At 46.9% G+C, this 9533-nt stretch carries 7 protein-coding genes; 6 read left to right on the forward strand and 1 reads right to left on the reverse strand.

Features of this window, described 5'->3' with window-relative positions; translation table 11 throughout:
* The first annotated feature begins 151 nt into the window (after positions 1-151).
* Together QUB61_RS35715 and QUB61_RS35720 are read left to right on the forward strand one after the other, a co-directional pair.
* Positions 152-1558 (forward strand): tetratricopeptide repeat protein, encoded by a 1407-nt coding sequence (locus tag QUB61_RS35715; RefSeq protein ID WP_333135751.1) that lies wholly within the window; start codon positions 152-154, stop codon positions 1556-1558.
* A gap of 95 nt (positions 1559-1653) precedes the next feature.
* Complete coding sequence (locus tag QUB61_RS35720) at positions 1654-3138, forward strand: HoxN/HupN/NixA family nickel/cobalt transporter (protein ID WP_333135749.1); 1485 nt, start codon at positions 1654-1656, stop codon at positions 3136-3138.
* A 256-nt stretch (positions 3139-3394) separates the two neighbouring features.
* On the opposite strand, the gene QUB61_RS35725 is transcribed toward QUB61_RS35720, so the two are convergent.
* On the reverse strand, positions 3395-3835 hold the full coding sequence (locus QUB61_RS35725) for a DUF6918 family protein (RefSeq protein WP_333135746.1): 441 nt from the start codon (positions 3833-3835) through the stop codon (positions 3395-3397).
* A gap of 905 nt (positions 3836-4740) precedes the next feature.
* Between QUB61_RS35725 and QUB61_RS35730 the strand changes: the two genes are divergently transcribed.
* From QUB61_RS35730 to QUB61_RS35745, 4 genes are all read left to right on the forward strand, one after another.
* Positions 4741-6267: a Ycf66 family protein gene (locus QUB61_RS35730; RefSeq protein WP_333135744.1), complete on the forward strand. Its 1527-nt coding sequence runs from the start codon at positions 4741-4743 to the stop codon at positions 6265-6267.
* 157 nt (positions 6268-6424) lie between these two features.
* Positions 6425-7891 carry a cobyric acid synthase CobQ gene (gene cobQ, locus QUB61_RS35735; RefSeq protein WP_333135743.1) on the forward strand — a complete coding sequence of 489 codons (1467 nt, stop codon included), beginning with the start codon at positions 6425-6427 and terminating at the stop codon, positions 7889-7891.
* A 75-nt stretch (positions 7892-7966) separates the two neighbouring features.
* Positions 7967-8203 carry a 2Fe-2S iron-sulfur cluster binding domain-containing protein gene (locus QUB61_RS35740; protein WP_333135741.1) on the forward strand — a complete coding sequence of 79 codons (237 nt, stop codon included), beginning with the start codon at positions 7967-7969 and terminating at the stop codon, positions 8201-8203.
* A gap of 530 nt (positions 8204-8733) precedes the next feature.
* On the forward strand, positions 8734-8922 hold the full coding sequence (locus QUB61_RS35745; protein WP_333135739.1) for a hypothetical protein: 189 nt from the start codon (positions 8734-8736) through the stop codon (positions 8920-8922).
* Positions 8923-9533 lie beyond the last annotated feature (611 nt).

Here is a 9533-nt window from a genome sequence, read left to right on the forward strand (position 1 = left end):
TAGTCATTAGTCATTAGTCATTAGTCATTAGTCATTAGTCATTAGTCATTAGTCATTAGTCATTAGTCATTAGTTATGGCTTATTGGCTAATGACGGAGAGAAAATACTTTTTTTAACCGCAGATGAACGCTGATTAACGCGGATGGATGTATGAAAACTAAGACTAAACTGGAAATAAAATCGGATATTTTGTCGTGGTGGCTGCTGATAGTAGTCCCTTTAGTTGGGATGGTAGTAGTGAATTTACCTCCTAATTTGCGTTTTATTTTAGATGAATTTTCTAACCAAAGTCCTGAAAATCTCGATGCTAATTACCGCTATCATTTCTCGGAAAGTTTGAGAAGTAATCCCAATCAAAAGGAAGTTATTCAGCAAGAGATTGCTTTTTACCAGCAGCGATTGGGTGTTGATTCCCGCAGCGGTTTGAACCGGGCGGCACTGGCGGGATCTTATTTAAAAATGGCTGGCGCTACTGGGGAGGGAGGTTGGTTTTTATTGGCAGAACAGGCGGCTCAAAGGTCGATCGCCGATTTGCCTTTTGACAATAAAGGTGCGCTGTTAGTTTTAGCTCGAATTGCGGAGGCTAGACACGATTTTCCTACTGCTTTGCGCTTGGCTAAACAGGTGGGTTCTGATAGTGAAGATGCGATCGCCCTGGAAGTTACATCTCACTTAGCCATGGGTAAAGTGAGCGAGGCTTCTGCAGCTGCAGAAGCATTAGTTAACCGGATTCCCAACTTGGGTTCTCTCACTTTGAGAGCTTTAGTGAGAGAGTCTCAGGGCCGAGATGCTGAGGTTTTGCAGGATTACCGCCAAGCAATGGCGGCGGAGGAACCGGGAGAGGTTGCGGGTTCGGCGCGGGCCCGATCGCTCTTGGGTCGATTTTACGCGCGTCGCGGGCAGTTTGTGCAGGCGAAAGCGCTGTTAAAGGAGGCGCTGCGGTTGGTGCCGCGATACCCGCTGGCGCTGATTTATTTGGCGGATTTGGAGACGCGGCAGGGCAATTATCGGGAGGCGGAAGGCTATTACAGCAAGGTTTCTGCGTATTCTGGCCCGGTTGCGACTGTGTTCGATCGCATTGTCTTTCGCGGTATGGCGAGGGTGAAGGATTTGCAGGGAGATGCGATCGAATCCCGGCGACTTCGCGACGAAGCAGAAGCCCGGCTGCGACAGGAACAGGTTTCAGGATCTGGCGGTTTCGGGCACCGCAGGGATTTGGCGAGTTTGCTGCTGGAAAAAGGTCGATCGCAGGATGTCGCCCAAGCGCTGGCGTTAATGCAGGAGGAGGTGAAAATTCGGCGGGATGCTGTCACGCTGGATACTTTGGCCTGGGCGCTTTCGGCCGCTGGGGAATGGCAAAAGGCCGATCAAGTGATGGCCGAAATACGGAGCTCGGGGATTCGCGATGCGGGTATGTTTTACCGGGCTGGTGCGATCGCCCGTACTTTAGGTAAGGATACTGAATCTCGCGCTTATTTTCAAAAGTCCAAGGAAATTGACCCGAGTTTCGATAGTCGATCTCGCCAAGCATTAGGTTTGGGAAGTTATGAATTTTGAGCCGTAGGGGCGGGTTCACCAATAATTTTATGGGATATAGACAATTTAAATAAACCCGCCCCACCCGACGAGAAAACTCTTAAAAGGATATACTTATGCAATACAAACTAAACCGACCGCCAAAATTTTTCATCCTATTCTTCCTAACACTTTCATTATTACTAACAACCTCAACCCGACCTGTTTACTCGCACTGGTCAGACTTATCCGTAGCTGAAATAATAGTCAACGATTGGCAAACCGAAGTAACATTAACTTTCCCAACCGGCTTGACAAACTTCGCCGACGACAATCGAGACAGCCAGCTACAACCTGCTGAAGTTCGCAGCCACCAAACACAGCTAGAAAAGTTTTTTAGCCAACAAATTCGCATTACCAACAGTAGCAACATTCAAGGAACCGTAGGAGTAAAACCGCTAGAAATAGCAGCTAAAGCCGCCAGTTCAATCCAGCAGCCAAATACCCACAGCACCTTAATCTTAAACTACACCTGGGCCGCACCTTCTCAAAATCAAACCCCCGGTTTACCTGATGAAATTCCTATCTCAAAAAACGAGAAATTGCGGATTAATTACAATCTGTTTTTGCCCGGAGTGGTGACAGCTAGCTGTCAAGCTACGATTGTGCAAGCGGGTGCTGTAAAAAGCTTTGTGTTTGCGCCGCAAAACCGGGATTTTTTGTTAGCCGGAAATGAATCAATCTGGGATTCAGGTTGGAGTTTGCTGCTAGCAGTAGCGGGAGCATTTGGTTGGGGATGCGTGCACGCGATGTCGCCCGGACACGGAAAAACCATAGTCGGCGCTTATTTAGTAGGTTCGCGGGCTACTCCCCTACACGCTTTATTTCTAGCAGCAACAACTACAATAACTCACACTGCGGGCGTGTTTGCTGTCGGCGGAATTACTTTGTTTGCTTCTCACTTAATCGATTCAGAAAAATTAGATCCTTGGCTGAGTTTAATCTCTGGTTTATTAGTAGCCTTCATCGGGCTTAACTTACTCTTAGAAAGAAGCAAAACTAGGTTTGTAGTGAGGACTGAATTTTTCAAAAAAATCAAAACTAAAATATTTAATAATAACTGGTTTTTCAGGACGAAACTCCTTAGTACAAACCGTGAGGAACCAGTAAATCTTTTAAATAGAGGAAGTTGGGAGAGAGAATTTAAGCCTGTAAAAGCAGATATCTCTCATCACTACCACCAACACGGAGACGGCCGCATTCACTCGCATTTGCCGCCCGGTGCTGACGGTTCTGCCATTACTTGGAAAAGCTTATTAGCGTTGGGAATTTCCGGCGGTTTGTTGCCTTGTCCTTCCGCTTTGGTGATGCTGTTGAGCGCGTCGGCTTTGGGCAATGTTGGTTTGGGAATGACGCTAGTGGTAGCATTTAGTTTGGGATTGGCTTTAGTGCTGAGTGCGATCGGATTAATCTTAGTTTATGCCAAACGGAATTTTGATAAACTGCCAAAACAGATAACAGCAGTCAAATTTCTGCCTGCGATTAGCGCGATGTTTGTAATGTTTTTGGGGTTGGGAATTACCGGACAGGCGATGTTTAAAATATTGGGGGCGACTCAGTGAGTAATTGGCAATGGATAACTATAAAATTAGGACTCTGCCTCCTAACTACAAACTTACGAATAAGTCTTCTTTTAGAGCCCCGAATTCTTGAAAAAGTCGGGGCTCTGGGTATTCTGTTTTTTTAGCCGCTGCTCACTTATAGCGGTTCTCAATAAAATGAGGTACACACCGCTCGCAATTGATGCCCTATGCCCTATGCCCTATGCCCTATGCCCTATGCCCGCGAGAGCACCTCATGTTATTGAGAAAGGCTATATCAGCCCGCATTATTATATTTATTAATAATTTCGGCTAAATCCGGTACTCCCTTTTCCACGTAAGTCTTAGCTGAGGGGCGGAGTTTGGCATAGGCGCCTTTAACAACCGCTCTTGTGCTCTGCTCGGCCCTTTTGTCGCTGATCTGGAGCAATTCGTCTGCCACTATAGGTTTTCTTTGGGCTAGATATTCGACTGGGTTGCCATGGTTTACTGCTTCAGTCCATATCGGATCGAGTGCGATCGAGATTTCTGGCAGAAGTTGATCGACGACTTGGGCGCAATAGTCAGCCCGTATCCCCTTGACAGTAGAGTAGGCAGCTTTAAGAGCCAGACCACCTAATCCCGGCGCTGCTGCAACTTGTTTGTCTATCAACTTTACACAGTCATCAACAAAAGTTTCTCTGTTGTTTTCATTCAAGAGAATATCGCTCAGTCCCATTTTTACTTTCCTTGATTTAATAGTCAATGTGCTTATTAGCTTTGAGCTCCATCTGGGGAGCATATATCTATTTTGATCCTTTACTGAGGATTACACAAGTTTTTTAAGGTTTGAATGTTTCTACTAGACAGCCTGATGTTGAGATTGGTCTAGTATGTTATGGGAATTAATGTCGGCTCTGCTAGTCGTTATTGACTACCGGGTTTGTAGTAGGGGCTTTAGTCCTTATTAGCTGATATTAATGAGGACTAAAGCCCTGACAACAAACTGATGAGTTGTGAACTGTCACGTAGAAAAGAGAACAGCTAGAAAAAAATAGGAGAGAGACTCGGAGGAAGTTCGATCGCACTTGCACGTATCCTTAGGATTGGACGTTCGGTCTGAGGGCAGCAGGTACTGAAACGAGGGGAAGTTTCATGGTTTGAGCCGGGCTATCGCTCGCTCGCAATACCAAATTTTTCGGTAATTTCGCGGAAGTGCTTAGTCCGGGAAATACTTGGAGCGATATGGTTAAGGCAGCCGATAACAACAGTTTTTCATACATGGCACTGTCTCCAATACATACTATGCCCTAGGGCATAATACCTCTTACACCTACAACATATAAACATCCTCAGTCACTTGGTGCGATCGCACGGCCATAGTTAAGTGACACATATCACGACGGAGGGGGGGGTTATGGGCCTAGGGGGGGAGAGGGAGAGGAGGAGTCGGGGAGAGTGGAAAAATCTTTAGGCTTGAATTCTGGCGTCAACATCCGTTAAATCCGTTAAATCCCGATTCAGTGCGCATTGCCAAACTTCCTGCCAAATCGAGAATTGTCCGAGAGAAAGAAGCCGTTGAGTCTCTCTCAAAGGTAGAATTAGCGCGTAGAAGTTATTTGACACAGCGGAGGTACCGACAATATGCTTGCATACTTTCTGGCGTTAGCGGTCGGTCTAGGCAGCTTCAGTATTTACATGGCGGCCTTCTTTTTTCCAGAAGTTCACCGCAAAAGTGATTTTACCTGGAGCGGGGTAGGGCTTTTTTATGCGTTAATTTTATGGGCTTGTGCGGGACGAATTACTGGTGCTCTCCTGCTTGGTCAAATGGCGGGCGTGGCTATGTTGGGCTGGTTTGCTTGGGAAACTCTGACTTTGCGCAGGCTGGTGACGCCCGTTGCTGAGCAAACGCCGATTCCTCAGTCGGTGAATTTGCCGGGGGCTGCAGGTGGGGTGTTGGGGGGCTTGTTTTCCAAGAAAAAAGAGCCGGCAGCGAAAAAACCTAAGTTTGTTCGATCGACCAAACCGAAAACTGATGTGGTTGCAGCACCCGCTGTGGATGAGGGCGAGGTAAAGCTAGAGGAACAGCCGGCGATTCCCCCAATAGCTGAAATTATTGCCGAAAGTTCGATCGAGCCAAGGGCCGAAAGTACGATCGCCCCTGACTCGACAATTCCCGACTCGAGTGCACCTGCAATTGAAGAAATACCCGTCTCTTCAGTCGAAACTCCTGCTGTTGAGACTTCACCAACCCCAGCAGAATTAGCCAGCAGCTTCACTCCTCTACCTCTACCTCTAGAAATTTCAGAAAGTGCCGTTGCAGCAAGTGTGGAGCCAGCAGAGGCTCAGCCAGAGCCTCAACAGCAGCCAGAAGCCGATGATTTTGACGACATGGAAACAGAATGGAGGAAAGCCGTTAAAGAGTCGCAGGCGGCAGCGGTGGCGGCCCCAACTCCTGCCAAACCAGCTAAAAAATCCGGCGGTTTCGCAAGTCTGTTCGGCAATATCAAAAATAGTCTCGGGGGTATGTTGGGAGGGGGTGGGGGTAAAAACAAAAACAAGTCTGATGCAACTCCCCAGACGCCAAAACCTTCAACGACTCCCATCGCACCTGAATCTAAAATAACGGAAATTCCGGCACCGGGGATCGACGAGATTCTCGAATCCGAATTAGCCTCTGCGGCGGCGGAAGTGGCAGCCGAAACCAGCAACACTGCTGTTGAAACAAGCCTGGGAGTGGCGTTTCCAACCGATGTTGAAGCAATGGCCGAGTTGATCGCGGCAGAAACCGCGACTTCTGACAAAATAGGGGAAACTCCGATCGACGAGCCATCGTCGGCCCCAACCCAGACACCGCCGGCTGCGGTTGGTGAACCGGAAGCACAAGCCCCAGCCCCAGCAGCATCTATAGAAATGACTGTGGTGGAAATGGTTTCTGTCGCGCCTGTGGAGATGGAAGCATCGGGAGAACCCGATTTGAGCGCGCAGGTGGAAGTGGTTTCAGTAGCAGTTATGTCGATCGAATCCACCGATCAAAAACCATCTTCTGAGGGAGAACAACCCGAATTGATTCGCCCGAATCCCCCCACTCCGGATCTAGTGGAAACTGCTAAACCGGCGGCCCAATCCAAGTCGGAGAATGTATCCGGCGAAGATAAACCGTCATCTTGAGGCAGAAAGCAAAAGGTAGAAACCAGAATTTTTTTGATTCTGCCTTCTGCCTTCTTACTGTTTACTGTTTACTGTTTACTGTTTACTTCTTACTTCTTACTTCTGGCCTCTTCCTTCTTCCTTCTTCCTTCTTCCCTCTTCCTTTTTTGTTAATATTATGAAAGCAATTATGGTCGTGGGAACAACATCTCACGCAGGGAAATCATTACTCGTTGCAGCTTTGTGTAGAATCTTTTCTCGGCAAGGCTGGCGGGTAACTCCGTTTAAAGGTCAGAATATGGCACTGAATTCCTATGTCACAGCGGCCGGCGGAGAGATTGGGTACGCTCAAGCAGTGCAAGCTTGGGCTGCGGGCATCCCACCTTGGGTAGAAATGAATCCGATTTTGCTCAAGCCACAAGGAGACATGACTTCTCAATTAATTGTCAGGGGTCGGGCGATCGCAAATGTGCGAGCATCTCAATATTACGAGCAGTATTTCGATCTCGGCTGGCAAGTTATTCGGGAATCTTTAGAATTTCTCGGCAAAGATTTTGACATGATTGTGTGTGAGGGAGCCGGCAGCCCTGCTGAGATTAATCTCAAACACCGCGATTTAACAAATATGCGGGTAGCTAAACATTTAAATGCTCGGACTTTGCTAGTAGTTGATATCGATCGCGGGGGTGCTTTTGCTCACATTATCGGTACTTTGGAATTGCTCGATCCAGACGAACGGGCTTTAATTAAAGGATTCATTATTAATAAGTTCCGAGGACAAAAATCGATCTTAGATCCGGGTCTGACTTGGCTAGAAGAAAGGACGGGAATCCCGGTAGTTGGGGTAATTCCTTGGATAGACGAAGTGTTTCCCTCAGAAGATTCTCTCGATTTGCTCGATCGGCGTTCTCCCAATTCTCAAACCGACATAAATATTTCGGTCATCCGCCTGCCCCGAATTTCTAATTTTACCGACTTTGACCCCCTGGAGTCGGAAACTACCGTCACCGTCAAATATGTCAGCCCAAAAGATTATTTAGGCCATCCAGATGCCGTGATTTTACCAGGGTCTAAAACTACAATTTCCGATTTGCACGTGCTGCGCCAAACAGGTATGGCAAAAGCTATTCAAAATTATTTAGTAGCTGGCGGTACAGTCATGGGAGTTTGCGGCGGCTTTCAGATGCTGGGAGAAAGTATCACGGATAAAGAAGGGCTTGAGGGAGAAAAGGGAGAATTTCCAGGATTGGGATTGCTGCCTTTGAAAACTGTGATGGCACCGAACAAAATTGCCTGCCAACGAATCGTAACATCTAACTATCCTCAACCGGGTTTGCCAGTTTCCGGTTACGAAATTCATCAAGGAAGAACGCAAATGCTAGAGTCAAATTTGACTAAACCCCTATTTGACGATGAGAGTTTAGGAATTGTCAACACTTCTCAATCAGTTTGGGGTACTTACCTGCACGGCATCTTTGACAACGGAGCTTGGCGGCGAGCTTGGTTAAATCACTTGCGGCAGCAGCGGGGACTCCGCACATTGCCTACTGGTATTCCTAATTACCGGCAACACCGAGAATCTCTGTTAGACAGTCTAGCAGATACAGTGGAAAAGCATTTAGATATCAACCATATTTTAGGTTAATTAGTTAACAGTTGACTGTCAACAGTCAACTGTTAACTGTTAACTATTGTTTGTTAGAGTTGAGGTTAAAATTCAATGACAAAAGTTTGTTTTTTACCAGAGAATGTTACAGTTGAAGCTGCACCGGGAGAGCTTTTATTAGATGTAGCCAAACGTGCCGGACTTTCTATTCCTACTGGCTGTCTCATGGGTTCTTGTCACGCTTGCGAAGTAGAAATTGACGGCGGAGATCCGATTTGTGCTTGTATTTCCGGTATCCCTTCCGGGAAAAAACAAGTGACAATTAATCTGTATGTTGACCCGACTTGGTAATTTGTCACTTAGCAGTTGGCAGTTGGCAGTTGGTTGTTGGCATTAGTCATTAGTCATTAGTCATTAGTTAATTGGAGTTTAGACTAAGCAGGTCAAAAAGTGCGATCGCCCAAAGACTGGCAAACGTCCATACAAGAACGGCAACGGTCGCTGGCGATCGGCTATGAGACTCAACCATAAGATCGGTGCCAGCGACCGTTGACGTTCTCTTTGAGGTTGCGGATGCTTTCTTAAAAAAAAACTGCCTGCGATAGTTTCAACAGGCAGCATCAGGGTAGAAGATTGAGAATTCAGCTAAAAATCTCAAATCTACCTGCCATGAAGTTAAAACAATTACAAGAATGGAGTCAACTTGCTTATCAATGCCTCGGCAACGCCTGCATATGCCACCTTTGAACTAGCAGATGCAGCTCCGGACGACCCGCCACATCTCATGCTTAGGAGATGAGGCCCTAAATCCTTTGTTTCGGCGTCAGTGGTCGAGTGTCTATGAAGCACTGCAAGATTGTAGACCAGACCGAGATAAATTAATGCAACTATATATCCAGCAGATGTCAGAGGTAGAACGTCCAGTATTAGCGATCGATCGTACAGCATGGTTAAGACCCCATGCACGTACCCTCAAAGAACGCACCTATGAACATCAACCCACAGCCTTACCCCACGGTATACCTGTCGGTATCGGTCAAGGATATAGTACGATCGCACGCTATACCTGAAAGTAGTGGCAGTTGGGCGCTGCCGTTAAGACACGAACGTATTACCAGTTGGGACAACCCGATTAGTTTTGGCGCGAAACTTTGGGCAGCGAGTATGTCAATATTTTCAGAATAGACCTCTAGCTCTATTTGACAGCGAGTATGGGTGTGCCCAAGAGTGTGAAAGCCACCGCGGAGAGCGCGGATGATAAACTAATGCGTATTCATTCGCTCTCGTTGCTTGTGGTCAACGCCCCCAGCCTATAGTGGTAAAGGGCGACCCAAAATTCACGGTCAACAGTTTAGACTGAACGACTTCAGGGGGCGACAAGCGCACCCAAAGCTTTACAGGCTAACGTTTGCGTGCGATCGACCCCCTGCACAAATTTCTGCTTGTTGACAAAAATATCTCACACCGGGAAAAGAATACCCAGTTGTGATAAAAAATAAGGGTCTGGCTAATACCACAAGACCCCAATTAATAAATGTTCCCATCATTCTATCATGAGATTCTCGAAAAATATCTCACACCAGCACAATTACTTACCCTCCAGATGCTAGTAGAAGTAGGCGGGAGTTAACCTACCATTGATTATTGCTTCAATGCTTTGCCCAAATAAGTCCATTTGAAG

The sequence above is a fragment of the Microcoleus sp. C2D2 genome, assembly GCF_036702495.1.
Taxonomy (GTDB): domain Bacteria; phylum Cyanobacteriota; class Cyanobacteriia; order Cyanobacteriales; family Microcoleaceae; genus Microcoleus.

What these genes read in the sequence shown, in the direction of transcription:
- cobQ (WP_333135743.1), top strand. Translation starts at nt 6,425, where the DNA reads ATGAAAGCAATTATGGTCGTGGGAACAACATCTCACGCAGGGAAATCA.
- QUB61_RS35740 (WP_333135741.1), top strand. Translation starts at nt 7,967, where the DNA reads ATGACAAAAGTTTGTTTTTTACCAGAGAATGTTACAGTTGAAGCTGCA.
- QUB61_RS35715 (WP_333135751.1), top strand. Translation starts at nt 152, where the DNA reads ATGAAAACTAAGACTAAACTGGAAATAAAATCGGATATTTTGTCGTGG.
- QUB61_RS35730 (WP_333135744.1), top strand. Translation starts at nt 4,741, where the DNA reads ATGCTTGCATACTTTCTGGCGTTAGCGGTCGGTCTAGGCAGCTTCAGT.
- QUB61_RS35725 (WP_333135746.1), bottom strand. Translation starts at nt 3,835, where the DNA reads ATGGGACTGAGCGATATTCTCTTGAATGAAAACAACAGAGAAACTTTT.
- QUB61_RS35720 (WP_333135749.1), top strand. Translation starts at nt 1,654, where the DNA reads ATGCAATACAAACTAAACCGACCGCCAAAATTTTTCATCCTATTCTTC.
- QUB61_RS35745 (WP_333135739.1), top strand. Translation starts at nt 8,734, where the DNA reads ATGCAACTATATATCCAGCAGATGTCAGAGGTAGAACGTCCAGTATTA.